21 protein-coding genes and 2 pseudogenes are annotated in these 22,289 nt (G+C 71.5%); 11 read left to right on the top strand and 12 right to left on the bottom strand.

What is annotated here, in order from left to right; genetic code table 11:
* The first annotated feature begins 28 nt into the window (after nucleotides 1–28).
* Nucleotides 29–982 carry a LysR substrate-binding domain-containing protein gene (locus tag LIV37_RS02930; protein ID WP_020865598.1) on the top strand — a complete coding sequence of 318 codons (954 nt, stop codon included), beginning with the start codon at nucleotides 29–31 and terminating at the stop codon, nucleotides 980–982.
* A gap of 19 nt (nucleotides 983–1,001) precedes the next feature.
* Here LIV37_RS02930 and LIV37_RS02925 read toward each other — a convergent pair whose 3' ends face one another.
* On the bottom strand, nucleotides 1,002–1,937 hold the full coding sequence (locus tag LIV37_RS02925) for an NADP-dependent oxidoreductase (RefSeq protein WP_020865597.1): 936 nt from the start codon (nucleotides 1,935–1,937) through the stop codon (nucleotides 1,002–1,004).
* Between the two features lie 116 nt (nucleotides 1,938–2,053).
* On the opposite strand from LIV37_RS02925, the gene LIV37_RS02920 reads away from it, so the two are divergent.
* From LIV37_RS02920 to LIV37_RS02900, 5 genes and pseudogenes are all read left to right on the top strand, one after another.
* The gene (locus tag LIV37_RS02920; RefSeq protein WP_020865596.1) at nucleotides 2,054–2,527 is read left to right on the top strand and encodes a MarR family winged helix-turn-helix transcriptional regulator; all 474 of its coding nucleotides are present in this window, start codon (nucleotides 2,054–2,056) and stop codon (nucleotides 2,525–2,527) included.
* Nucleotides 2,528–2,638: 111 nt separating this feature from the next.
* Complete coding sequence (locus tag LIV37_RS02915; RefSeq protein WP_020865595.1) at nucleotides 2,639–3,487, top strand: cupin domain-containing protein; 849 nt, start codon at nucleotides 2,639–2,641, stop codon at nucleotides 3,485–3,487.
* Nucleotides 3,484–4,236: an HpcH/HpaI aldolase family protein gene (locus LIV37_RS02910; RefSeq protein ID WP_020865594.1), complete on the top strand. Its 753-nt coding sequence runs from the start codon at nucleotides 3,484–3,486 to the stop codon at nucleotides 4,234–4,236. The genes LIV37_RS02915 and LIV37_RS02910 overlap by 4 nt, the downstream gene beginning before the upstream one ends.
* Complete coding sequence (locus tag LIV37_RS02905) at nucleotides 4,233–4,724, top strand: nuclear transport factor 2 family protein (RefSeq protein ID WP_020865593.1); 492 nt, start codon at nucleotides 4,233–4,235, stop codon at nucleotides 4,722–4,724. The genes LIV37_RS02910 and LIV37_RS02905 overlap by 4 nt, the downstream gene beginning before the upstream one ends.
* A gap of 8 nt (nucleotides 4,725–4,732) precedes the next feature.
* Nucleotides 4,733–5,970, top strand: a pseudogene (locus LIV37_RS02900) (DUF3500 domain-containing protein).
* A 97-nt stretch (nucleotides 5,971–6,067) separates the two neighbouring features.
* On the opposite strand, the gene LIV37_RS02890 reads toward LIV37_RS02900, so the two are convergent.
* The 3 genes from LIV37_RS02890 to LIV37_RS02880 all read right to left on the bottom strand — a co-directional run bounded on the left by LIV37_RS02890 (nucleotide 6,068) and on the right by LIV37_RS02880 (nucleotide 9,375).
* Nucleotides 6,068–7,309: an acyl-CoA dehydrogenase family protein gene (locus LIV37_RS02890; protein WP_020865592.1), complete on the bottom strand. Its 1,242-nt coding sequence runs from the start codon at nucleotides 7,307–7,309 to the stop codon at nucleotides 6,068–6,070.
* A 12-nt stretch (nucleotides 7,310–7,321) separates the two neighbouring features.
* Entirely contained in the window at nucleotides 7,322–7,813 is a 492-nt protein-coding gene (locus tag LIV37_RS02885; RefSeq protein ID WP_020865591.1) for a flavin reductase family protein, read from the bottom strand.
* A gap of 173 nt (nucleotides 7,814–7,986) precedes the next feature.
* Nucleotides 7,987–9,375 (bottom strand): PucR family transcriptional regulator, encoded by a 1,389-nt coding sequence (locus LIV37_RS02880; RefSeq protein ID WP_121826270.1) that lies wholly within the window; start codon nucleotides 9,373–9,375, stop codon nucleotides 7,987–7,989.
* Between the two features lie 139 nt (nucleotides 9,376–9,514).
* Here LIV37_RS02880 and LIV37_RS02875 point away from each other — a divergent pair, with 139 nt between their 5' ends.
* A complete protein-coding gene (locus LIV37_RS02875; protein ID WP_020865589.1) occupies nucleotides 9,515–10,435 on the top strand; it encodes a LysR family transcriptional regulator in 921 nt (306 codons plus the stop codon).
* A gap of 155 nt (nucleotides 10,436–10,590) precedes the next feature.
* Here the strand turns inward: LIV37_RS02875 and LIV37_RS52460 are convergent.
* Nucleotides 10,591–10,974, bottom strand: a pseudogene (locus tag LIV37_RS52460) (thioesterase II family protein); the annotation flags it as partial.
* Between the two features lie 63 nt (nucleotides 10,975–11,037).
* On the opposite strand from LIV37_RS52460, the gene LIV37_RS02870 reads away from it, so the two are divergent.
* The gene (locus LIV37_RS02870; RefSeq protein ID WP_158634952.1) at nucleotides 11,038–11,232 is read left to right on the top strand and encodes a hypothetical protein; all 195 of its coding nucleotides are present in this window, start codon (nucleotides 11,038–11,040) and stop codon (nucleotides 11,230–11,232) included.
* Here the strand turns inward: LIV37_RS02870 and LIV37_RS02865 are convergent.
* Nucleotides 11,229–11,795: a TetR/AcrR family transcriptional regulator gene (locus LIV37_RS02865; RefSeq protein ID WP_020865587.1), complete on the bottom strand. Its 567-nt coding sequence runs from the start codon at nucleotides 11,793–11,795 to the stop codon at nucleotides 11,229–11,231. The two genes, LIV37_RS02870 and LIV37_RS02865, sit on opposite strands and share 4 nt — an antisense overlap.
* A gap of 88 nt (nucleotides 11,796–11,883) precedes the next feature.
* Here LIV37_RS02865 and LIV37_RS02860 point away from each other — a divergent pair, with 88 nt between their 5' ends.
* Both LIV37_RS02860 and LIV37_RS02855 read left to right on the top strand, forming a co-directional pair.
* Nucleotides 11,884–12,807, top strand: coding sequence for an SDR family oxidoreductase (locus tag LIV37_RS02860; RefSeq protein WP_020865586.1), 924 nt, complete (start codon nucleotides 11,884–11,886; stop codon nucleotides 12,805–12,807).
* A gap of 348 nt (nucleotides 12,808–13,155) precedes the next feature.
* Nucleotides 13,156–14,781 (top strand): DHA2 family efflux MFS transporter permease subunit, encoded by a 1,626-nt coding sequence (locus tag LIV37_RS02855; protein WP_158634953.1) that lies wholly within the window; start codon nucleotides 13,156–13,158, stop codon nucleotides 14,779–14,781.
* A 66-nt stretch (nucleotides 14,782–14,847) separates the two neighbouring features.
* On the opposite strand, the gene LIV37_RS02850 is transcribed toward LIV37_RS02855, so the two are convergent.
* Together LIV37_RS02850 and LIV37_RS02845 are read right to left on the bottom strand one after the other, a co-directional pair.
* Complete coding sequence (locus LIV37_RS02850; RefSeq protein WP_020865584.1) at nucleotides 14,848–15,534, bottom strand: GntR family transcriptional regulator; 687 nt, start codon at nucleotides 15,532–15,534, stop codon at nucleotides 14,848–14,850.
* A gap of 129 nt (nucleotides 15,535–15,663) precedes the next feature.
* Entirely contained in the window at nucleotides 15,664–17,037 is a 1,374-nt protein-coding gene (locus LIV37_RS02845) for an aminopeptidase P family protein (RefSeq protein ID WP_020865583.1), read from the bottom strand.
* Nucleotides 17,038–17,237: 200 nt separating this feature from the next.
* Between LIV37_RS02845 and LIV37_RS02840 the strand changes: the two genes are divergently transcribed.
* Nucleotides 17,238–19,589: a collagenase gene (locus tag LIV37_RS02840; RefSeq protein ID WP_020865582.1), complete on the top strand. Its 2,352-nt coding sequence runs from the start codon at nucleotides 17,238–17,240 to the stop codon at nucleotides 19,587–19,589.
* A 94-nt stretch (nucleotides 19,590–19,683) separates the two neighbouring features.
* On the opposite strand, the gene LIV37_RS02835 is transcribed toward LIV37_RS02840, so the two are convergent.
* The 4 genes from LIV37_RS02835 to LIV37_RS02820 form a co-directional block, all read right to left on the bottom strand.
* Nucleotides 19,684–20,322, bottom strand: a complete 639-nt coding sequence (locus LIV37_RS02835) for an Rv1733c family protein (RefSeq protein ID WP_020865581.1) — start codon at nucleotides 20,320–20,322, stop codon at nucleotides 19,684–19,686.
* 86 nt (nucleotides 20,323–20,408) lie between these two features.
* Entirely contained in the window at nucleotides 20,409–21,227 is an 819-nt protein-coding gene (locus LIV37_RS02830) for a rod shape-determining protein (protein WP_020865580.1), read from the bottom strand.
* The gene (locus tag LIV37_RS02825) at nucleotides 21,224–21,592 is read right to left on the bottom strand and encodes a TraR/DksA family transcriptional regulator (protein ID WP_121825882.1); all 369 of its coding nucleotides are present in this window, start codon (nucleotides 21,590–21,592) and stop codon (nucleotides 21,224–21,226) included. Before LIV37_RS02825 ends, LIV37_RS02830 begins: the two co-directional genes overlap by 4 nt.
* A 49-nt stretch (nucleotides 21,593–21,641) precedes the next feature.
* Nucleotides 21,642–21,971 (bottom strand): TraR/DksA family transcriptional regulator, encoded by a 330-nt coding sequence (locus tag LIV37_RS02820; RefSeq protein ID WP_020865578.1) that lies wholly within the window; start codon nucleotides 21,969–21,971, stop codon nucleotides 21,642–21,644.
* Nucleotides 21,972–22,289 lie beyond the last annotated feature (318 nt).

Genomic DNA, 22,289 nt, shown 5'->3' with positions numbered 1-22,289 from the left:
CGGGACGACAACTCCGAGGAGGAGCGCGATGGACACCCGCAGGCTCGGTTACTTCGTCAGAGTGGTCGACGTCGGCAACATCACCAGGGCCGCGGACTCGCTGCACATCACGCAATCGGCGCTCAGCCAGCACATCTCCGCACTGGAACACGACGTCAAGACGCGTTTGCTGACACGCACCGGCCGCGGTGTGGTGGCCACGGCGTCCGGGCGCTCCCTCTACCGCTACGCACAGGGCATTCTCCGGCTGGAGAAGGCCGCCCGCATCGACCTGCGCGCCGGTGGCGACACTCCGGCCGGCCTGGTGACCGTCGGCCTCGCCTCGTACAGCATGGCGCCCGGCCTGGCCGTACCACTGCTGCGGGCGGTGCGGGAACGGTATCCGAACATCCAGCTGCAGCTGATCCAGAACCTGACGGTGGTGATGAGCCAGGCCGTGCTGCTCGGACAGGTGGACATGGCGCTCATCTACGATCCCGGCTATGTGAAGGGGGTCGTGTTCGAGCACGTCCTGGAAGAGGACTTCTGTCTGATCTCCAGTGCGAGGCTCCCGCCCGTCACCAACCGTGGCGACACCATCACGCTCAAGGAGGCGAGCCGGCTGGGCTTCATCCTGCCGAGCGAGGTGCACACCGTGCGGCGGATCACCGACGCCGCCTTCCACGCCGCGGGGCTGCACTGTTCGGTCGTCGCCGAGATCGAGCCGGGCATGGTGCTGCGGGACGCGGTGGTGAGCGGGCTCGGGGTGACCGTCCTGCCGCTCACGGCGACCCGAGCCCACTTCGCCCCCGACGAGGTCCGCGCCTACCGTTTCGCGGATGCCCAGCTCCACACCGCGATGTCCCTGTGCACCCCCGAGGTGCAGCCCCTTTCGGAGGCCGCGGCGTTGGTGGCGGACCTGCTGCGCACGCTCATCCGGGACCAGCCCGGCCCCGCCGGACGGCGCGAGCCGAGCGTCGCGGCGAACGCCGCTCATCCGTGAGTGCGTCCCGGCCGGGCGATCAGGGCGCGGTCAGGACGGTCTTGCCGGGCAGCCGCCCGGCGGCGGCGTCCTCGTGCACCGCGCGTGACTCGGCCACCGGGCGGCGGGCGGCGACGTGGATCCGGAGCCGGCCGCCATCGACCCTGGCGACCAGCTCGGTCAGCTGGGCGGCGTCGCCGCGGACGAACAGGTTCGCGGCACGCACCGACCGGGCGGGTTCCTCGGGAATCGGGCCGGCCGCGCTCGCGGCGACCCCGCCGTCGGCGACGTAGCGCGACAGCCGCGCGGCCTCGTCCGGTGTGACGCGCACCAGGTTCAGCAGGACATCGAACGGGCCACTCACGGCGGCCGGGCCCTCGGCGGGATCGAGGTGGCCGACGACCCGGGCCGCTCCGTAGCTCCGCAGGCGCTCGGCGTGGAGCGGACCGGCCGCCGCGGTCACCTGCGCCCCCGCGTCGACGGCGAGCTGGACCGCGAGGCCGCCCACCGCACCCCCCGCCCCGTTGACCAGGACGGTCTGTCCGGGCTTCAGCTCGGCGAGCTCGAACAACGCCTGCCAGGCGGCCAGACCGGTCAGGGGCAGCGCCGCGGCGTCGGCCAGCTCGATCGTCCGGGGCGCCGCGACCAGGGCCTCGGCCGGGGCGAGCACGTACTCGGCGGCCGCACCGGCGGCGTTGAGGGGCAGCATCGCCACGACCCGGTCACCGGCCTCCAGGCCCGTCACCTCCGCGCCGAGTTCGGCGACGGTGCCCGCCAGATCGATCCCGGGCACATACGGGAGCGCGACCGGGATCATCTCGGCCAGCACACCGGCGCGGATGTGATCGTCGACCGGGTTGAACGATGTGGCCGCCACCCGCACCAGTACCTGCCCGGTCCCGGGGACCGGACGCTCGATGTCCTCGTAACGCAGGACCTCGCTGCCGCCGAAGCCGTGGTAACGCACTGCCTTCATGGCACTTTCCTCCAGTGTGTATGCCCATTTTCACTTGCCTGGGCAACTCAGAAAGTAACCCTCAAGACTTGCCCAGGCAAGTCATTCGAGTTGCCCGGGCAAGTACGATGGGGCTCATGGACACTCCATCACCCTGGCTCGACGACGATCAGCAAGACGTGTGGCAGGCACTGCTCACCGTCGTCATCGCACTCCCGGCGGCCCTCGACCGCCAGCTGCAACGAGATGCCGGCATCTCCAACTTCGAGTACGGCGTTCTGGCCCGGCTGTCCATGACCGACGAGGCCACGATGCGACTCAGCGACCTGGCCCGGGAATGCGACAGCACCCAGCCTCGCCTGTCGAAGGTGATGGACCGCTTCGAGGCCCGCGACTGGGTCGTGCGACGGCCCGATCCCACTGACGGCCGGTACACCCTCGCCACCCTGACCGACACCGGGCGGCAGAAGGTCGTCGCGAGCGCACCGGAACACGTCGCGCAGGTGAGGCGACTCGTGTTCGACCCCCTCAGCGCCGCTCAACGCCGCCACCTCGGCGCCGCGCTCACCCGCATCGCGGCCACCGTGCGCCGGGAACTCGAAGGAGGGTGAGTGCCGATGGTTCGGTTCGGTCGACCGGTGCGCTCGGAAACTCGCGATTGTTCCCCGGCCGGGCCGGCGTGAAGCTCATGTCGTCCCCGCAGCGCATAGAGGAGAGGGCCGATGACCATCGCCGCAATCGCAGGAACCTCCGTCGTCGACGAGATCTCGGAGCGAGATCCGGACCTGGTCTCCGCCGGTGGCAGCCGGACCTGGTCGGTATGCGGCCGGAACTTCGTGGTGGCGATCACCGAGCTCGAAGCGGATGACCGCCTCACCGAGCACGACCTGCCCGACGAATACGTGCTGCTCGTGCAGGACGACGCGGTGGTGGGCGTGGAGCACGGCGGCCGGGCAGGTGTGTCCGTGTCCGAGCCCGCCCTCGTCGTCGTACCGGCCGGCACGAGCACTGTCCGTGCGGCGTCGCCGACGACGGTGGCGCGGGTGTTCACCGCCCGCTGCGACGAGCAGATGAGACGGGCCGTCAACCATGCCGCCGGGGCCGACCCGCGGACCGCACCGCTACCGGAACCCACCGAGACCGGCCGTGCCGGGATCCGGATACACCGGCTGCGTGACATACCCGAGGAGGATGGACGCCTCGGCCGGATCTTCCGGACGGCGTCGCTGATGGTGAACTGGTTTCCGGTGCACGAGGGGCCCCGCGACACCGAACGGCTCTCACCGCATTCCCACGAGGACTTCGAGCAGATGTCGGTGACCCTCGCCGGAAACTACGCCCATCACCTCCGGGTTCCGTGGACCGGCCGGATGAGTGAGTGGCGCGACGATGAGCACGTCCGGGTCGGCAGCCCCTCGATGACACTGATCCCGCCGACCGTCGTGCACACCACCCGGGCCGTGGGCGCGGGCCCGCATACGCTCATCGACGTCTTCGCCCCGCCGCGCGAGGACTTCCTCGCGAACGGCTGGGTGCTCAACGCCGGCGAATACCGGGGAGCCCAGCGGTGACGGGCGACGCGTTTCCCCGGCTCGGAGCCTGGGTCAAGCTCCCGGCCCCGGAGAGCGTCGAACTGCTCGCACTCGCCGGGTTCGACTTCGCCGTGATCGACGCCGAGCACGGCGCGATCGACAGCCGTACGGCATCGACCATGATCGGGCTGGCCCGTGGCTGCGGGATCGCGCCCTTCGTCCGGGTCGCCGGCACCGCACCACGCGACGTCCAGGTCCCGCTCGACGCGGGTGCGGCCGGGCTGTTCGTCCCGCAGGTCGACGACGCCGCCCGGGCGCGCGACGCCGTGCGGGCGACACGGTTCCCGCCGCTCGGCCGACGCGGGGCCAGCACCTCCGGACGAGCCGGCCGGTGGGGGCTGGCGGCCCTCGGCGACTATCTGCGCTCCGGCAATGACGAGGTCCGCCTCGTCGTCCAGGCCGAGAGCGTGGGAGCCCTCTCGGCGATCGTCGAGATCGGCGAAGTCACCGGTGTCGACGCGGTATTCATCGGCCCGACCGATCTCGCGGTCGCCGACCGGTTCCGCGAGGGTGACGGCAGACTGGCGGACCTCGTCGCCGCGGCCGAACGGCGCTGTGCCGACCACGGCATCACCCTCGGGGCCACGGCCGCGGGCAACGCGCCGGAACTGCTGGACCGCCGTGGGTACGACTTCCTCGTCCTGGGAGCCGACACCACGATGCTGCGCCAGGGCGCACACACGCTGGTGAGCGGTGCACGTCCCGCCGCGACGGAGGCCGGCCCATGACCGCCGGTGACACTCGGGGCGTCGGCGGTCCGGCCCTCGCCCTCGTGCACACCGATCTGTCGACGCTGGTGACGGCGCTGTGGTTCGAGATCGACCACGGCGATGGCTCGGCAGCCTCCGGCTTCTTCACCGCCGACGCCGAGTTGACGTTCTCGCGCCGGACCTTCCGCGGCACCGACGAGATCAACGGCGTGTACGGCGACCGCGCCGCGCGAGGACCACGGGTCTCGCGGCACCTGATGTCCAACTTCCATGTCCTCCGTCATGAGACCGACCTCGTCGAGGCCGTCTCCGCCCTGGTGCTCTACGCGCGGGACGGCGAGCCACCCATCCCGACGACCGTTCCGGTGCTGGTCGCCGACGTGTTCGACCGTTTCGTCCGGGTCGGCGAGCCGGACGGGGCGGCTCGCCGGTGGCTCATCGCCTCCCGGCGGATCGAGAACCGCTTCCTCATGCCGGGTGACGTCCTCGCCGTTCCCACCGAGTAAGGAGACCGATGTCCCACCAGCGGCACCCGGGAGATTTCCCCCTGCCGGCCACTCGAGGCCAGCTGCCGATCGTCGACTCCCACCTGTTCGACGACCTGCTCCCCCCGGAGGCGGCCTACGAGCTGACCGCCGGTCTGCGCCGTCATCGCGAGCCCTACGTCGGCATCACCGACGACGGCACGCCGCGCCGGGGCCTCTACCGCCTTGACGGTGCGGGCACCTCCCCGAGCGCCGCCGTCGCGGCGGCCCGGGCCTATCTCGAAGGGCTGGCGCCCCACCAGCGGGTGGTCGCGGCCCTGCCCATGGACGCCCCGGAGTGGCGGTTGTGGACGAACGCGATCCCGACCTGGCACCCGAAGGGCATGCGCCTGGAACGGCTCGCCGACGGCGACCGCGACCGCGCACTCGCCGTCATCGAGGCGAGTCTCAGCCCGGCCGGCTACGCCCAGGTACGAGCGGTGATGGCACTCAACGAGAACCTGGGCGAGCTCATCGACGACTACCGGGACACCCTCACGGAGTTCGCCTACTGGTTCACCGTCTTCGGGACTCCCTCCGGCGACTCCCCGTGGGGATGGCAGCTGATGGGCCATCATGTCGACCTGCACTGTGTCTTCGTCGGCGGGCAGGTGGTTCTCGCCCCCGTGTTCCTCGGCGCCGAACCGACGACCGGGACGGGGCGGTTCGAGGGCGTCCACGCCCTCGGCGACGAGACCGAGGTCGCCCTGGCGTTCCGCCGCACGCTGGACCCGGGCCGGGAGGACGAGTTCCTGATGGGGCCGTCGCTGCGCGCGGAGGACCTTCCGCCCGAGCTCGCCGGGCCATGGAACGGACGGCATCTCGCCGGTGCGGGCGGTGACAACCTCGTCCTGCCCCCGAGGGGATCGTCGCGGCGACCCTGCCGGCCGACCAGCGTGACGGTCTGGTGGAGCTGATCCGGATCTACCTCGACCGCCTCCCCCCGGCACAGGCCGAGCGCACCCTGGCACTCGTCCGCGAGCACTTCGACGAGACGCGGTTCGCCTGGCGCGGCGGCCACGACGACGAGTGCGCCTTCTACTACCGGATCCACTCACCCGTGCTGCTGGTGGAGTACGACAACCATCCGGGTGTCTTCCTCACCAATCCCGAGCCCGCCCGCTTCCACGTCCACACCATCGTGCGGGCGCCCAACGGCAACGACTACGGACGTGATCTCCTCGCCCAGCACTACCGGCTCCACCACGGAGGTCATGGAGCCGGCTGACCCGTCGTATGACGAGGCGGTGCCCCGGGGGCGGGGACGCTCCCGGGGCACCGCCTCGTGGCGGACGTGTCGCCCGCGGCCGCCGGCGTACTTCGTCCTACACCATCACGGACACCGTGCCCCGGATGCCGAACAGCGACTTCCCGTAGATCTCGGCGGCCACTTCGGGGTTGAGGACGGCGTGTCGGCTCCCGGTCTCGATGTCGCGCCAGACGCGCTGCAGCGGGTTGGACTCGCCGAAGCTCGAAGCACCCTGGGCCGAGCACACGATGCGGACCGCCTCACGCGCGTGGACCGCCGCCATTCCCGCGTCCATCCGCATCCGTGCCCGGGCGTCGTAATCGGGGAACACCCCGGCCCGTGCGGCCTCGTCGATGTCAGCGGCCGCACGGTAGGCGTGCAGCCGGGCGGAGTCGGCGAGCGACGCCGCGTGCGCGGCGGCGAGTTGGACGGTGGGTGCCTCGGCCTGGGAGGTGTAGCCCGTCAGGGCCAACGCTCGCCCCGGGGCCCTCTCCACCAGGAGATCGACAGCGGCCGCGGCCAGCCCCAGCTGGGGCCCGGTCAGCACCAGCGCGGCGGTCGGCACGAACGGCGCCCGGTAGAGCGCCTCGTCGGTGAAGGGTGTGGCGTAGCGGCCCTCGATGGCGTCTGGGACGGAGTGGAAGCGGTGTGCGGGCACGAAGAGGTCCTCGCCGACGAGGGTGTTCGACGCGGTCCCGCGCATGCCCGCCACGAACCAGGTGTCCTCGATGGTCAGCTCCGACATCGGCGCGAGCACGATGCCGACGGCGTCCGACGTGCCCTCGGCGTCCGGCCGGGTGACCCCGAGGACCGCCCAGTCGGCGTGAGCGCAACCGGACGCCGGGGTCCAGCGCCCGCTCACCCGGTACCCGCCCTCGACCACGCGCGCGGTACCCGAGGGGGTCACGACGCCCGCGACTCGGGCGTGCGGCGTGTGGGCCCAGACGTCGTCCTGGGCCCGGGCGGGGAAGAGCCCGACGAACCACGCGTTGGCGTTGAGCAGTGAGGTCACCCAGGCGGTGGAGCCACAGGCGCGCCCGACCTCGCGGCCGACCTCCAGCAGTGTGCGGTGGTCGGTCTGCAGACCGCCGTAACGGGCGGGCCGCATCAGCGAGAGCAGACCGGCCTCCGCCAGGGCGCCGATGTTCTCGGCGGGCACTCCGCGCTCGCGGTCGGCCGGATCGGCGTTGCCGGAGAGCAGCGGCCGCAGTGTGGCGGCGCGCTCGACGAGGTCGGCCCGCAACGTGCGCGCGGCGTCAGTTGTGCGGGGAACGTCCATGGTCATGTTCATCGTCGTCACTTCGGTGTCAGGGATCATCCGGGGTACGGGTCAGCTCGCGACCGCGAGCGGGGCGTGGGTGCCGAAGATCCGGCGCGCGTAGATCAACGGGGCCGCGGAGGTCGACTCGGCCTCCTCCAGGCACACGAGGAGCAGGACGTGGTCACCGCCGTCCACATGGCGTTCGACGCGTCCCGCCGTCCAGCCGGCGGACTCGGGCAGGTAGGGGAGTCCGGCGCGGACGGTCCAGGTGACGCCGTCGAACTTCGAGCCCGGTCCCCGGCGGCGGGCGAACGCCGACGCCACCTCCCGCTGGTGGGCGCCGAGGATGTTCACCCCCACCCGGTCACCCGGCTGGAGGTGGGCCAGCAGCCCCGAGGCGCGGTCAAGGGCGAAGCTCACCAGCGGCGGGTCGAGCGAGAGCGAGGCGAAGCTCGACACGGTACTGCCGTGCGGCCGCCCGTCGGCGGCAGTCGCCGTGACCACGGTGACCGGGGCACACACCCCGCTCATCAGCTCGGTAAAGGTCTTACGGTCGATCATCGCGGGCCTCCCGTTGGGCTGGAATCCGTCTGTCGGGATGCGCGGCCTGGTGGGTCACCGCGTCCGACATCAGGAAGTAGACTCCGGCTCCCGGGGCGGCCGCTTGGTCCGCCGGCTCAGGATTCCGGTCTCCCATTGGTCTGCCGGGCCGGGCCGTGTCCGGTACATCGGGCTCACCGCTCGACGTCGCGCGGCAGGAGCACCGCGTCCCCCAGTTCCTCGGCGAGTGCCAGGGCGGTGTGGAGGGCGAAGCGGCGGTCGTCGAGGTCGTGTCCCAGCACCTCCTGGGCCCGCTTCACGCGGTAGGTCACGGTCCCCCTGGCCACGTGCAGGCGCCGGGCGACATCCACGAGGCTGCGCTCGGCGCCGAGGTAGTGGTAGAGCGTGGTCCGCAGTGCCTCCATCGGCGCGCCGCGGGCGGCGAGCCCGCCGAGTTCACGTCGTACGAAGTCACCGGCCGCGTCGAGATCGGTGGCCAGCAGCGCGATGGCGGCGACGTCGGCGTAGCCGGTCGCGTACCTCGGAACGCGTCCCGCCGCGCGCCGCAGCCGCTCGATCCGCTCCCCGCGCTCGGCCTCGCGGTGGGAGCGGCGGAAGCCCGCGACGCCGGAACCCGGGGTCCCGAAGGCCGCCTGCATCCGCTGCCGGGACAGTGCCTCCGTGATGGTCTGCCATGAACCGGGTGGGCGCGCCCCGTCCGTCCCGTCCACCCCTTCCAACCCTTCCGTCCTGTCCGTCCCGTCCGGAGGTACGGTGCCCCACGCCCACAACCGGCCCGAGGCCACGGGGACGACCAGCGTCGTGGTGGCGCCACGGGCCCGCAGCACCTCGATCGCCGCCGCCTGCAGCGTGGCGCCGCCCTTCGGCGAGTCCGACCACACCACCACCGCCATGTGGGTCCGCCGCAGGTTGTAGCCGAGGACACCCGACGCCTCGTCGACATCCGCCGCCGCGGCATCCCTCAGCAGGGAACGTACGAGGTCGGCCCGTGCCGCGGCCGCGCTGGTGCTCCACACCTCGTGCTCCACGAGGTAGGTGCGGATCATGGTGTCGGAAAGCTCATCGACGTAGGAGAACAGCTCGCGGGAGATCGCCGTGACCTCGTCGACCGCCTCCTCCGGGTCGACCAGTTCGGCACAGGCCCGCAGGAACGCCTCGGTCGTCGCGGCGTGTCCGACCCGGACGCCGTGCAACACCCGCTCGAGCGGTATGGCCCGGTGCACGAACTCGCGGATGCCCTCCAGGATCGCCTCGCCGGTGGGCGGGGCGGCCGCCGGGCCCTCCACCAGGGTGAACAGCGCCCGCAGGGTGGTGGCTTCATTGCCCCGCCTGAGCATCTCGACCGCGGCCGGACTGCCGCCGAGGACCGGCACCTCGCCGACGATCCGCCGCAAGACCACGGAATTCAGCTCGATCGCCCAGCGCACGGGGTCCGCGCCGACGCGCGCCACGGCGTCCTCGACGATCGCGCGCGGGCTCGCCGCCTGGTCGAGGCCGACCTCGCCACGCGGGCCCAGCCGTGCGATCCAGGCCCGTCGCAGCCGCCCACCGGTCTCGCTCACCTTGCCATACTCGGTCCGATCCGAGGGGCTGATCAACTGGGGATTGCCGAAGCCATCGTTCGGCGAAACCGAACGATGTGGTAGAAGAGCCTGGCTGCTCGTCGTGGTTCTTACACTATGGAGTGACGGGAGAACGGCAGTGAACCTGCGCCAGATGGAGTGCTTCCTCGCCGTCGCGGACGAACTGCACTTCCGGCGGGCCGCCGACCGTCTGCGGCTGGCTCCGCCCAGTGTCAGCGAGGCCGTCGCCGGTCTGGAACGCAGCCTCGGCAGCCGACTGGTCGAGCGTACGAGCCGACGGGTGCGACTGACGCCCTTCGGCGCCGAGTTCGCCGCCGCGATCCGGCAGCCCATCGAGGCGCTGCACCAGGCCCACCGGGCCGCCCGCCTGCGCTCGGCGCGCCACCGTGACCTCGTCGTCGCCCACACCCCGGAGCTGGGGCAGCTGATCCTGCCGGGACTGGTCGACGCGTGGCCCGGCGCAGTCGCTGACGACGAGGCCCGGGGCCGCTGGCGTCCGGTCCCGATGCACACCCCCGAGCAGCTCGCCGCCGTGGCGGAGGGCGAGGTGGACGTGGGCCTGTGCTGGTCGGTTCCCGAGCAACCCGGGATCGCCAGTGCCGTACTCGGCTCGTTCCCGCTGGTCGCCGTGTTGCGGGCGGCGGACCCGCTGGCGAGCCGCCACGAGGTGGCGCTCACCGACCTCCGCACCCGTCAGATCCTGATCACGCCGCGTGCCGACAACCCCTATCTCGAAAGCCAGTTGCAGGCGGACATCATCCGGGCCGGCATCCCCCGTACACACATCGAGGAGGTGGGGCGCTACGACGAGCTGGCCGTGCACGTGGCCACGCGTGGCCACGTGGGTGTCCACGCCGGGCCGATCGCGTTGACCAGCTCCCTGCCCGCTGTCGTGTTCCGCCGGATCGCCGACGCCTCCGACGGTGTCCGGATCTGCGCGATCAGCCGCGCCGAGGCCCGCACCAGTTCCGTCGTGGCGCTCGTGGCGAGCCTGCGGTCGATCGTCGGCTCGCTCGACATCGACGACAAGCTCATCTGACTCACCTGGGGTGCCGCTGGGTGCGGGGCGCCGAGGGAAGCGGCGCCCCGCCGCCGTCGCTCAGCCGGAGGGAGGGACGAAGAGCGCGTCGAGTGCGGTGAGCAGCGGCTTCGGGTCCAGCGAGAAGTACATGATCCCACGACCTCGCGGACTCGCGCGAGGGATTCGTCGTCGGTCAGCGAGCCGCTTCCGGTGACCGGCCTGGGCAGCCAGGGTGCGGCCGCGCCGCTCACGATCACGCGTTCGGGCAGGCGCGGCCCTTCGGCGGCCAGGCGCTGTGCCGTCTCGTAGGTGACGAGCGCGCCGAAGCTGTGTCCGAAGAGGGCGAACGGCGCGTCCTGGGGCATCTTCCGGATCCGGTCGACGCACAGGTCGACGACCTCGGCCATGGTGGTGCGGGGTTCGGCGGCGAACAGTTCTTCCCGGCCGGGGAGTTGGACCGGATCCACTTCCAACTGCTGGAGGGGGTGACGTTTCCACCGGCGGAAGAGGCTGGCGCCGGCTCCGGCATAGGGAATGCACAAGAGTGCGACAGGCATGGGGGCTTACCTTTCCGAGGTGGGAGTGGGCGGGCCGCCGGCGACGCGGGTGAGGGTGACACGGTGGCGCAGGCGGGGGAGGCCCGGGTGGAGCGGTTCCTCATCGCGGACCAGGCTCCACGGGAGCGGGTCGTCGCGGTCGATGGAGCAGGGGAGTCCGGCCAGGGCGCTGCTGCGGCCGACACGTATGACCGTGGCGTCCGGCACGGGGGAGGGGTGTGCGGCGACGACATGGTGCGCGAGCTAGGCGATGGCTAGCCGCGCGCGGTCACGGCCTGGAGTTCGGCCAGCGATTCCCGCATCAACCGCGACATCTCACGCTCCTCCGGTGCCGTCAGCCAGAGTTCGAAGCCGACCTTGAAGACGGCGATCCCGGCCTCGGCGGTCAGGCTCGCGGCCGGGTCCGCGACACCGCGTCGGCGCAGGGCGTCGGCGAGCGCGGTCGACATCGAGGCGAGCTTGATCAGCTCGCGCTCCCGGAGTTCCGCGTTCGCCACGATGACGGCCTGGCGCTGCCGGGCGTGCTCGCGCCGACCCTCGAAGACCGCGGAGACCGCCTCGAGCCCCGCCGTTAGCGCGTCGATCGGTGCCGCGGACTCCGGCGCCTCGGCGACCGCGGTCACAAACAGCTCCTGCAGCGCGCTCGATCCGTCGAACAACACCTCGCGCTTGTCCGCGTAGTGCCGGAAGAAGGTCCGCTCGGTGAGGCCGGCCCGTTTGGCGATCTCCGCCACCGTGGTCTGTTCGTAGCCGAGCTCGCCGTAGAGCTCCAACGCCGCCTTCGCCAGCCGTCCCCGCGCGTTCGGCTCCCATCTGCCCATGCTCAGATCCTACGCGATGGCAGTGACTGACATCAGGTGCTAAAGTCTGATGACAGTCGCTGACATCGATGATTCTGGAGTATCTCTCATGCGCGTCTTCGTGACCGGTGCGTCCGGTTGGATCGGCTCCGCCGTCGTTCCCGAGCTCATCGGCTCGGGGCACCAGGTCGTCGGGCTCGCCCGCTCCGACGCCTCCGCCGCCGCCCTCACCGCCGCCGGGGTGGAAGTGGTCCGCGGCACCGTTGACGACCTCGACGTCCTGGGGAGCGCCGCCGCCGCGTCGGACGGTGTGATCCATCTCGCCTTCAAGCACGACATCGCCTTCACCGGCGACTTCCAGGGTGCTGCCGAGGCCGACCGCCGCGCCGTCGACACCTTCGGCGACGCGCTCTCCGGTACCGGTCGCCCCTTCGTCCTCGCCTCCGGTCTGGTCGGCCTCGCGCCCGGGCGTGTGGCGACCGAGCGGGACACGCCCACGATCGACGGTTCGCCGGTCTCGGTCCGCCCGGCCACCGCCCAGGCGGTGCTCGCACTCGCCTCGCGCGGCGTGCGCTCGTCCGTGGTGCGGCTGTCTCCGACCTGCCACGGTGACGGGGACAACGGCTTTATGGCGGCCCTGGTCGCCATCGCCCGGGAAAAGGGCGTCTCCGGCCACATCGGGGACGGCGCCAACCGCTGGCCGGCCGTCCACCGCCTCGACGCCGCACGGCTGTTCCGGCTGGCGGCCGAGAAGGCCCCGGCGGGATCCGTGCTGCACGGCGTCGCGGAGGAGGGCGTCCCGATCCGGGACATCGCCGAGGTGATCGGCCGTCACCTCGAGGTACCGGTGACCTCCGTGGCCACCGAGGACGCGGCCGGGCACTTCGCCTGGCTCGGCGGTTTCCTCGGCCAGGACCTCCCGGCGTCGAACGCCCTGACCCGCGAATGGCTGGATTGGCGGCCGACCCACCCCGGCCTCCTCGAAGACCTCGACAAGGGCCATTACTTCCGAGTCCCCGCCACCCCCGCCTGACCCACGTCCGCCACGCAGGGCTCAAGCGCATCGCCGGACGGGTCATCTCCCGTGCGTGCGGGCCGAATACGGCGTGCTAGGCTCCCAACCGGCTTCTCACCGTTGGGCATTCCGCCTCGCCAACCAGCTTCACCCGGGTCCCGATGACACGGGGAAGGTGGAAGTCACTCATCACATCCTGGAAAAGGGTGTTCTGTGATGGTGGCGACGCGTGTCGGCCCTTCTGGTTCCTTCCGAGCCCCGGGGGATCTGCCCGGGTCCGTGTTCCAGCCATATCGCCATTCCGGCATCGGCGGCCTGGTCCGTGTCACCGCCCCGCAGACGGTTCCCCTCAGGGAGGTCTCCGGAGTGCCGGAAGTCAAATCCCCCGAGCAACCCGCCACGCGGCGTCCGTGGCTGGTTCTCGCGATCATGTGCATCGGCTTCTTCATGTCGTTGCTCGACGGATCCATCGTCAACGTAGCCGTCCCCACACTGATCCACAGCATGGACGCCACCTACGACCAGGTGCTGTGGGTCATCGACGGCTATCTGCTCCTCTTCTCGGTACTGCTGATCACCACCGGGCGGCTGGGTGACATCTTCGGATACCGGCGGCTGTACGTGCTCGGCGTCATCGTCTTCACCATCGCCTCGGCGCTGTGCGGGCTGGCCGGTTCACCGCCCCAGCTGCTGGCCGCCCGGCTGGTGCAGGGAGTGGGCGGCGCGCTGCTGTTCCCGCAGGTCATCTCGTCGATCCTGACGATCTTTCCACCGCATCTGCGGGGCAGGGCGTTCGGCCTGTTCGGTGCGATCGTCGGCTTCGCGCCGATCGTCGGCCCGGTCCTCGGTGGCTTCCTGCTCGCCCACCTCAGCTGGCGCTGGATCTTCTTCACCAACGTTCCGATCGGGATCGCCACCGCCGTGCTGGCTTGGACGTTCGCCCCGCCCATGCGCTCGGAACGCCGCCACCGACTCGACCTGCTCGGCGTCGCGCTGGCCACCGCCGGGCTGAGCGGCATCGTGTTCGGCCTGATCGAGGGAGAACGCTACGACTGGGGCACCATCACCGGACCGATCAGCATCACCTCGGTCATCGTCGCCGGTGTCGCGCTGCTGGCGGTGTTCGTCCTGCGGCAGCACCGGCAGCGGGACGAGCCCCTGATGCCACTGGCCCTGTTCCGCGCGCGCAACTTCGCGGTCGGCAACTGGGTCGGGTTCGTCTTCCAACTGGGCATGATCGGCATCATGTTCGTGCTGGTGCTGTACCTGCAGATGGCACGCGGGTACTCGGCACTGGAGACCGGTCTGGTGGTTCTGCCGAACGCCGTGCTCACCGCCGCCGGCTCGATGTACGCCGGGCGGCTGTCGGACACGTTCGGCGGCAAGTACATCCTGCTGGCGGGGATGACACTGCTGGCCGTCGGCCTGCTGGTGCTGGTCGCCATGGTCGGCCCCGGCAGCGGCGCATGGAGCCTGCTGCCCGGTTTGACCATCATCGGGATCGCCGGCGGCGCCACGTTCGCACCACTGCAGCAGGCCACCATGGACGGTGTCGATCCCCGGCTGGCCGGAGCGGCCTCCGGAGTCTCCAGCACCACCCGGCAGATCGGCGGTGTCCTCGGCACCGCCGTGCTGGGCGCCCTGCTGTCGGCCCGCCTCTCCTCGACCCTGCGCGGCGAGGCCGAGAGGCGGGCCGGCCGGCTACCGGAGGATCTGCGCGCCCAGTTCATCGACCGCAGCACCGCCGCGGCACATGACTACCGTCCGCCCACGCCACCGGGTGGTCTGAACCCCGCCACGGCCGGCCTGTACGAACGCGTCACCGCTGACACGTTCGCCACCGGCTTCGTCAACGCCATGCAGACCGCCCTCGTGGCATGCGCCGTGGCCCTGGTGGCCGCCGCCCTGTGCTGCTTCCTGTTCAGCCCGCACAAGAAGCCGACGGCCATTCCCGCTCCCGGGCGGCGAGCCGAAACCACACCGCACGACTGACCCGGCGATGACAACGGTCGCGGCCCGGTGGCCGCGGCTGTTGTGGGCAGACCGCCACCGGCCCGGTCATCCGCCCTGCGGCTGGGGACGACCCGGCTTGGCCCACAGCGAGCGCACATGGCCGAGGTGGCGGGCCATGCACGCCTCGGCGCCCGTCACGTCACCCGCGGCCATCAGATCGAGGAGCTCGATGTGCTCTTCGGCGGACGGGATCAGCTGGTCGCGCTCGTCCAGTGTGGTCAGTCCGTACAGGCGTGAGCGTTTCCGCAGGTCGCCGACGGTTTCGACGAGCCGGTCGTTTCCGGCGAGCGCGAGCAGGGAGAGATGGAACTGACGGTCGGCCTCCAGATAGCCGATGAGGTCGTGCTCGCGCGCGGCGCGCACGATCTCCTCCGCCACCGGGCGCAGCGCTTCCAGGTCCTCGCGGGCGGCGCCGCGGGTGATCCGGCCGATCATGGGGACCTCGATCAGGGCGCGGATCTCGGTGTACTGGTCGAGGTCGCGTTCGTTGACCTCGGTGACGCGGAAGCCCTTGTTGCGTACCGGTTCGACGAGGCCCTCGCGGGTCAGGTCGAGCATCGCCTCGCGCACCGGCGTCGCGGAGATGCCGAAGTCCTCGGCCAGGCCGGGTGCCGAGTAGACCTCGCCGGGGCGCAGTTCGCCGGATATCAGCGCGGCGCGCAGGGCATGGGCCACCTGGTCGCGCAGCCGCTCCCTGGTGGTGATGAGGTTGCGCTGCCTGAGGTGGCCCATGACGGTTGGTGTTCCCTTCGTGCCCCGTGCCTTCACGGCCGAGAGGATCACCAGAGTACAATGTCATGTTGTTCTCGCGGGCCTTGTTCTCGCGGGTGCCCGTGTGCGGATGCGGCTGCCGCTGCCGATTCAGCGACTCTCGATCAGCTCTCCCATCCACGTCTCGATCGCGTCCGGGGTGCGTGGCAGGGCACCTGACATCAGCCGTGCTCCTCCGGCGGTGATGACCAGGTCGTCCTCGATGCGCACCCCGATGCCCCGCAGTTCGTCCGGGAGCGTCTCGTCGTCGGCCTGGAGGTAGAGTCCGGGCTCGACCGTCAGCACCTGACCCTCCGCCAGCACCCCGTCCAGATAGGTTTCCGCCCGTGCCTGCGCGCAGTCGTGGACGTCGAGTCCGAGCATATGTCCGCTGCTGCACAGGGTGTAGCGACGGTGGAAGTCGCCCTCGGGGCTTTTGAGCACACCCCAGTCCGTGAGCCCTTCCGCGATCACGCGCATCGCGGCCCGGTGGAAATCCCGGAAGCTCGCGCCCGGCCTGAGCGCCGCAATGCCCGCGTCCTGGGCGGCGAGCACGAGGTCGTACACCTGCCGCTGCACGGGGGAGAACCGACCGGAGAGCGGGAGGGTGCGGGTGATGTCGGCGGTGTAGAGGCTGTCCGTCTCCACGCCCGCATCCAGAAGCAGCAACCGCCGTGCGTCCAGGGGCCCGTCGTTCCGTATCCAGTGCAGGACGCAGGCGTGGGCACCGGACGCCACGATGGTCTCGTAGCCGGTGCCGTTGCCCTCCGCGCGGGCGCGCAGGCCGAAGACGCCCTCGATCCAGCGCTCGCCGCGTGGATGGGCGAGGGCGCGGGGCAGGGCGCGTACGACGTCTTCGAAACCGGCGGCCGTGTGGTCCACGGCGAGCTGCAGCTGCCCCACTTCCCAGGCATCCTTGATCAGCCTCAACTCGCTCAAGGCCGCGGACAGTTCGGCGTCGGCCGTGGCGTCGCGGCCCGGCGGCAGCCCCGCCCGGTCGCCGATGACGGCACAGCGGATGCCGGTCATGCGCGTGGTCTCGTCGAGGTCGGGGCGCCGGCCGACCCAGAACTCGCCGTAGCGCCGGTCCCGGTAGAAGCCGTCATCGGTGCGCGGCGAGCGGGGCCGCGCGTACAGGACCGCCTCGTGCCGGTGCGGCCCGTCCGGCTCCAGGACCAGGACGTGCCCGGCCTGCTCTTCGCCGGTCAGACCGGTGAGCCAGGCGTACCCGCTGTACGGCCGGAAGCGGTGGTCGCAGTCGTTCGAGCGGACCTTCAGCTCTCCCGCGGGGATGATCAGCCGCTCGCCCGGGAAGCGGGCGGACAGCCGGGCGCGGCGAGCGGCGGTGAAGTCGGCGGCGGCCGGCCGGATGTCCGCGGGCAGCGGGATCGGCGCCCAGCCGCCCGCCATGAAGACTTCGAACTCCGGTGAGACGGGGAGGTCATGGCCGGCCGTCCGAGGTGCGCCGGTCAGGGGATCATGCATCGGTCCTCCTTGATCCGTACGTTGACGAGCTCGCCGCGATCCGTCGCGTCGAGGGCCTTGCACTCTGTGCAATTTCACATTATTACGTTACGCATCACATGGCACCACGCGCTCTCATGTGCGGCCCCGCACAGGGCGATTCAGGCCCTGAAGCGGCGCTGCCCCAATAGCCCTTGCCGCCTCCCCCACAGGAGCCAACGGTGTTCCAGTTGAGAAACCTGCGCGGATCCACGCGCGGAAGTCTGCTCACGGCCTTGGCGGCGGTGACGCTCTGCGTGACGGCGACCCCGTCCGGACACGCGGCCGTCCCCGCTCCCGCGCGGCCTTCGGCGTTACGGCCGGCCGCCTCGCCCGACCCCTTCGACAGGGCCGACCGCCTGGCCAAGGCGCCCGGCCAGGTACGTAAGGTCCCCGCCCCCGGCGGCCTCACCGGTGGCGGTGTCCCCGGAACCCGGACGCCCGAGCCGAAGAGCCGGGGCAGCGCCGTCACTCCGCACGCCACACTCGGCAAGGCATCCGTGCCCTGCACGCTCGACGGCGTCACCGGCCTGCCCCCGGAGGGGTTCGCCGACTTCCTGGCCGACCCCGCCGTCACCGCCGACGGCTGTCTGCGCTCGATCCTTTGGACCTGGGACCAGCGGCTCGTCCCCGTCATGTCGGACGACCATGTCCAGGCCGTCTCCCGCCGCATCGGCCAACTCGCCGCCTCCCACGACGGCAAGGACGGCAGCCATCTGCTGGAGATGTTCACCTACCTGCACGCGGTGGCGTACCAGGACTTCTCGCACGACGAGATCGACATCACCGACGCGCCGACCGTCAACGCCATGCGCGGGGCCGTCGACGCCTTCGGCTCGGCCGCCCGTACCTTCGACGTCACCCGGCCCAACGCCGAGACCCTGCGCGAAGCCCTCGACGCGGCCTCCGCCCCCGGCCTGCGCCAGCACCAACTGCCCCTGATCAAGCGGGTGCTGGCCACCATGGACGCCCAGCACCCCGAAACCGCCCAGGACACCTCCTGGGCCGGTGCCGCCCTCGCGGCGCTCACCGTGAACTACCTCGGGGTGTACCCCGGCAACAAGGACGCCGACTTCCACGCCGCGGTGACCGCCGACCCCTCATACCGGGCCACCTTCAGCTCCTTCGCCGGCTACACCCACCTCAAGGACGGGCCCAACGCCTGGGTGATACGCGACGCCCTCAGCGAGTACGGCCGCTTCGGCCAGATCGAAGGGCTCCGCGACGAGATCGTCTCCGGCCTCGGCGACCTCCTGGACACCACCGCCCACAACTTCGGGGACAGCAGCGCCCCCTGGGCGAAGGTCGCCACCTGGCTGGGGGTGTTCGAAGCCTGCGCCCCGTACCACGTGTGCAAGGACGACATCGAGAAGCGTCTCTTCCCGTACACGTACGTCTACGGCGCCGACGGCACCGACGGCATCCAGGTCCGCACCGCCCTCGACCGGGACACGGTCGACCAGCTGTACTACGCGAGCAAGCAGGTCAAGGCGCAGTTCCACCGTGTGCTCGGCACGGATGCGCCCCTCGCGGGCGACACCAACACCACACTGCACGTCGTCCTGTACGGCTCCCGCGCCGACTACGAGAACTTCCACCCGCTGCTCACCGGCATGGACACCAACAACGGCGGCGTCTACATCGAGCGGGGGGCGACCTTCTACACGTACCAGCGCCGCGTCCCGCAGGACTCCTCACTGACCCTGGAGGAGCTGTTCCGCCACGAGTACACCCACTACCTCAACGGTCGCTGGGCGGTGCCCGGACTCTTCGGCGAGGGCCCCTGGTACGAGGGCGACCGGACCACCGCGATGGACGAGGGCACTGCCGAGTTCTTCGACGGCGCCACCCGCGGCGACGGCATCCGGGTCCGCAAGTCCCTGGTCCAGGGGATCATCGACGACACGGCAGGCGGCGGGCCGCGCATGACCGTGAACCAGCTCCTGCACGCGACGTACGACGGCGACGGCTTCCGCTTCTACGACTACGCGGGCACGTTCTTCGAGTTCCTGTGGACCGAACACCCCTCCCTCTTGCGGGAGATGTACCGCGACCTGCGCTCCGACGACCCGGCGGCCTTCGACGCCTGGCGCGGCCGGCTCGGCGGGGACGCGGGGCTGCAGAGCGCGTACGACCGCTTCCTCGACGAACAGATCGCCCACGTCGGCGACTTGTACGTGCCCCACACCACCTACACGCCCCCGGGCGAGCTCCGTGACACCTCGGCCGACCAGATCCGCTCCTCCTTCACCGCGACGACCGCGTCCGACCCGAACTGCCGTGCCACCGGAGCGCCGGAGCGTCCCCGGTTCGTCTGCACCGGCCGGATCACCGCGAACCTGACCGATGCCGGGGACACGGACGCGGTCTTCGAGGACATGTCCGGGACGGTCGACTACTTCATCCTCGACCGGGCCGCGGGCGGCGACAACAACTTGACCGATATGAACTGCTGGTTCGGTGAGGTGGACATCTGGTCCGACCAGCGCGCGGGCACGTCGGACTACACCTGCGAGGGCCCCCTCCGCGGCTGATCTGTCACCAGCACCGGCACCAGCATCGAGGCCGCGCCCCCGGCCCATCGTCAAGGCTTCCTGAGCCGGGGGCGCGGCTGCTGTCGGCCGCGGCTCAGGGGGACGTGGTCCAGCGTGGCGCGGTCTCGGCCCACTCGGTGTCCCACTCGGCGAGATTGCGACGGCGCAGGACCACGGCGGCGCAGCGGTAGGCGGCGGCACCGGCGAGGAGCACGGTCAGGAAGGCGACGAGCGCCCAGCCCATGGTGCGGCTGCGGATCTGTTCGGTGGTCATGGGCGGCTCGGCGACCGCTCCGTCCGCGTCGACCCACACGCGGACGGAGTTGCCCGCGTCCAGCCCGGGCAGGACGTCGGCCTCGGCGGTGCGGGTCCGTCCGTCCGGGTCGGTGAAGCGGACCGTGGCCGGGTAGCGGTTCTCCCTCGCCTCCGCAGAGCCGGGTTCCGGATGCCCCGGGGCGTCGTGGATGAGGACGGCGGTGGTGCGGTGCAGGGCCTGGCGCTGGTGCTCGGCGGCCGCGCGGTAGTGGCGGTGGGCGGCGTCACCGATGGCGAACGTGGCACCGAGCCCCAGGATCGGCACGAGCAGCAACAACGCCAGTGCGATCCGGCCCTGAAGACGGTCGGTGCACCGGTACAGCGGATTGTGCCGCCAGCGCCACAGCGACAGGGGATGCACGAGCCCGTGGTGCGGGGGGTCGGGAGGCGGCTGCGCGGGGGGTATCACGCCGGACACGGTGGTTCTCCTTCCAAGGTCGGGGGGATGGCGTACCGGAGACCCCGGCCGGTGGGGCGGCGGGGTCGGCGCAAGAGCGGGCCAGGTCAGGGCGGGGACGTACCACTGGCCGACGGATGTCCGTGCGCGGCCTGAAGGAACTTGACGGCGCCGCGGATCGCCGCGGTGTGCGGTGCGGGAACCGCCCGCAGCGGCGCGTGCGTACCGCCGATGAGCCGGCGAGTGAGGTCGGGGCGCAGGGCGCCGCCCCCGGCCAGCAGGGCTCCCCGGGTCAGGGCCTCGGCGGTGAGGGACGTGCGGTCCTGCCGGAGCATTGAGGTGATCATGGTGGTGATGGCTTCGCTGATCTCCGCCGTGGCGCCGGCACCGGCGAGGTCGGCGGTGCCCAGGGCGGTGCGGCGGGCGTCGAAGACGAGGCCGTCGAGGAGGAGGACCACTTCGGTGAGGTGGGCGCCGATGTCCACCACGAGCAGCGGCAGGGCGAGGTCGGCGCCCGCGGCCAGGGCGATGGCGCGTGCGGTGGGGACGGTCAGGACCGCACGCGGGCGCAGCACCTCCACGGCGGTGCGGGCCCGTTCCCGGTAGGCGGGGCCGTCCAGCACGGGCGCGGTGACCACCACCAGCGGGCGGGTGAGGCGGGGCAGGCGATGGCTGAGCAGCCGGTCGAGCATCCGGGCCGTTCCCGGAACGTCGACGATGGCGCCGCGCTGGATCGGGTACACCGCCCCGGCGCCGGGGAAGGTGACGGTGGGTACGTCGAGGATCAGGCCGCGGCCGGCGACCCAGGCGCGGGTGCGGGCGCTGCCCAGGTCGAGGGCGAGGCCGCAGCAGTGCCGGCACGACGGCCAGGGCCGGTGCCGGTGCCCGGCGGGGGAGCCGGTCCGGAAGCGGCGGAGGACGGTCATCGTCCGGCCTCCCGCACCTGCTGGCACCGTGCGCAGTAGCGGGCCTGCGGAACGATCATCAGTCGTTCGCGTTCGACCGGGCGATGGCACAGGTGGCAGCTGCCGTAGCGGCCCTCGGCCATGCGCCGCAGCGCCGCCTCCACGTCGGCGAGGACCATGCGCGCGGAGGCGGCGACTTTGACGTGCACTTCGGCCTGTGCCGCGGAGCGGCGCCGGAGCAGGTCCTCGGCGCGGGGCGGCGCGGCGATCTGCCGCAGTTGTTCCTGGCGGAACAGGCGCTGTTCATGGAGGCTCTCCCGCAGCGCGGCAAGATCCTCGGGCGACAGGTGCGTGGCAGAGCTGCCGATGGTCTGGTGGTTCACCACTTCACCCCTTTGAGCAGGGCGGAGACGAAGACGGGTCGGATGGGGCGGGTCAGGCGGTGGCGCGGCCCTGGCAGGCGACGCAGTACCGGGTGTAGGGGAGGATCTCCAGGCGTTCGGCGGGGACGGGCTTGGCGCAGCCCTGGCAGGTGCCGTAGACGCCGTCGTCGACGCGGGCGAATGCCTCGTCGATCTCGGTGAGGACCCGCTGGATCGCCTCCGTCTGTGCGGACACCAGATGCGCGTCCGTGCTCTGCACGCCCTCGTCGAGGGCGCGCAGCTGGGCCAGGCGGCTGTTGCGGGCGTGTTCCAGGCGCTGGCGGGCCTCATGAGAGGTCAGCCGGCCGGGGCGGGGACCGGTCTGGGCGGTGTCGAGCGGCACGGTGAGGTCCTTTCTCCAAAGCGCGCTACGCGCAGCAGCGGCCGCCCGGTTACGCCGGCCGCGGTCTCCACGACCGCGAGCACCGGCCGTACCGGACGGCTCGATCTTCTTCGACTCTGCTCGACTCGGCGTCGGAAGCCCATCGGGCGCGGACCCCATTTGCCCGGGACAGCGGTGACCACGGGGCTATGGCGGGGAACGGCGCATGGGTACCCGATGACCCCGGATATGGGGGACGGACCCCATCGACCGCGCGCGGTGCGGGAGGCAGGCTGTGTCAGGCTCGGTCGTGATCAGTCGTCGCGGCTCCGCCCGGGG

This window comes from Streptomyces rapamycinicus NRRL 5491 (genome assembly GCF_024298965.1).
In the GTDB taxonomy this organism is placed as follows: domain Bacteria; phylum Actinomycetota; class Actinomycetes; order Streptomycetales; family Streptomycetaceae; genus Streptomyces; species Streptomyces rapamycinicus.
This window is presented reverse-complemented; position numbering and strand designations above follow the sequence as displayed.

Excerpts from the sequence above, each read along its gene's own strand:
- LIV37_RS02930 (WP_020865598.1), top strand. The coding sequence starts at position 29 with ATGGACACCCGCAGGCTCGGTTACTTCGTCAGAGTGGTCGACGTCGGC.
- LIV37_RS02925 (WP_020865597.1), bottom strand. The coding sequence starts at position 1,937 with ATGAAGGCAGTGCGTTACCACGGCTTCGGCGGCAGCGAGGTCCTGCGT.
- LIV37_RS02920 (WP_020865596.1), top strand. The coding sequence starts at position 2,054 with ATGGACACTCCATCACCCTGGCTCGACGACGATCAGCAAGACGTGTGG.
- LIV37_RS02915 (WP_020865595.1), top strand. The coding sequence starts at position 2,639 with ATGACCATCGCCGCAATCGCAGGAACCTCCGTCGTCGACGAGATCTCG.
- LIV37_RS02905 (WP_020865593.1), top strand. The coding sequence starts at position 4,233 with ATGACCGCCGGTGACACTCGGGGCGTCGGCGGTCCGGCCCTCGCCCTC.
- LIV37_RS02890 (WP_020865592.1), bottom strand. The coding sequence starts at position 7,309 with ATGATCCCTGACACCGAAGTGACGACGATGAACATGACCATGGACGTT.
- LIV37_RS02885 (WP_020865591.1), bottom strand. The coding sequence starts at position 7,813 with ATGATCGACCGTAAGACCTTTACCGAGCTGATGAGCGGGGTGTGTGCC.
- LIV37_RS02865 (WP_020865587.1), bottom strand. The coding sequence starts at position 11,795 with ATGGGCAGATGGGAGCCGAACGCGCGGGGACGGCTGGCGAAGGCGGCG.
- LIV37_RS02860 (WP_020865586.1), top strand. The coding sequence starts at position 11,884 with ATGCGCGTCTTCGTGACCGGTGCGTCCGGTTGGATCGGCTCCGCCGTC.
- LIV37_RS02850 (WP_020865584.1), bottom strand. The coding sequence starts at position 15,534 with ATGGGCCACCTCAGGCAGCGCAACCTCATCACCACCAGGGAGCGGCTG.
- LIV37_RS02845 (WP_020865583.1), bottom strand. The coding sequence starts at position 17,037 with ATGCATGATCCCCTGACCGGCGCACCTCGGACGGCCGGCCATGACCTC.
- LIV37_RS02830 (WP_020865580.1), bottom strand. The coding sequence starts at position 21,227 with ATGACCGTCCTCCGCCGCTTCCGGACCGGCTCCCCCGCCGGGCACCGG.